General features: G+C 62.5%; 1 protein-coding gene. It reads right to left on the reverse strand.

Features of this window, described 5'->3' with window-relative positions:
* Window positions 1-27: 27 nt before the first annotated feature.
* Window positions 28-1253 (reverse strand): IS3 family transposase gene (locus H7H34_RS23245; RefSeq protein WP_185926458.1). Its coding sequence is split into 2 segments (ribosomal slippage): window positions 28-911 and window positions 911-1253, totalling 1227 coding nucleotides; the frame shifts between segments, so codons are not numbered across the junction.
* Window positions 1254-1314 lie beyond the last annotated feature (61 nt).

Genomic DNA, 1314 nt, shown 5'->3' on the forward strand with positions numbered 1-1314 from the left:
TGGTCTTGCCCCCGTTTCGCCGGACACTCAGGCGGTTGCGGTTCGGGCTGCGATGAACTCGCGGGGCGAGCGCATCTTCAGCCCTGAGTGAGGGTGGTTGTCGTTGTAGTCTTCAATCCACCCGGCGATCAATCCGAGGACCGTAGTGGCATCCGGCAATGGCGTCACATGGACGTAGTCGCGCTTCAGCGTCTTTACGAAGGCTTCCGATATACCATTGCTTTGCGGGCTCTTCACCGGCGTGTAGCAGGACTTCAGGCCGACCTGGCGCGCGAAGATGCGCGTCTCTCTGGCGATGTAAGGCGAGCCGTTGTCGCTCAACATCTCGACCGGATGAGGTGCTCTATAGCCCCCGAACCGGCCCTCGACCGCCTCCAACATCATGTCGCGGATGTCCGATCCAGTGATGCCTGCGTTCGCGACGGCCCGCCAGGCGATGATCTCTCGATCATGGGCGTCGATGATGAAGGCGCCCCTGACGATGTCGCCGTTCCAGCAGGTGAACTCGAAGCTGTCCGAGCACCAGCGCAGGTTCGAACGCATTGTGACCACCTTGCCCTCGTGGGTCAGTTCCGGCCGCTCGCTGTACCTGCGGGCCAGCAGGAGGTTATGCGCCTGCATGATGCGGTAAACGCGCTTGTGGTTGATAGGCGCAGCGCCCTCGGCCCGAAGCTGGCGGTTCAGGATCGCGGTGATCCGTCGATAGCCATAAGTCGGGCGCGCCGCCACCAGCGCAGTGATCAGCGGCAGGACCGCCGCGTCTTGCGCTTTATGGTAGCGCCGACGCGGCTTCGCGCTCCCGACCAGCCGCGCATGAAGGTTGGAGCGGGAGACACCCAGCGTCTCGGCTACGACCTTCATCGGGAACCGCCCTTCGGCTGCGACTGCGCGAGCCACATCCGTTTTTTTGGGCGCGTCTTGTCCAGCGCCTCCTTGAGGATCTCGACCTCGAGCGTCTTGCGGCCGAGTTGCCGTTCCAACTCGCGGATGCGCTCCTCCATCTGACGGACAGCTCGATTGCTGGTCACGTCGTCATCTTCGGACACGGCCACGGCTCCCCCTTCCAGCATCAGACGCCGCCAACGATACAACAGGTTCGGGGCAACACCATTCCGGCGGGCAACGACCGAAATGCTGGCGCCTTCCTCCAGTGTCTCCTCGACAATCCGCAGCTTCTCGGCGGCTGACCAGCGGCGTCGACGTCCGCCATCGGTGATAATCTCAATCTCAGACATAAGCACGTGCTTAGGGATATCCCTAAGCCTCCATGGTTATGCCTGAGTGTCCGGTCGAAAGGGGGGCCAGTTCAACCGA

The sequence above is a fragment of the Stappia sp. 28M-7 genome (assembly GCF_014252955.1).
Classification (GTDB): Bacteria; Pseudomonadota; Alphaproteobacteria; order Rhizobiales; family Stappiaceae; genus Stappia.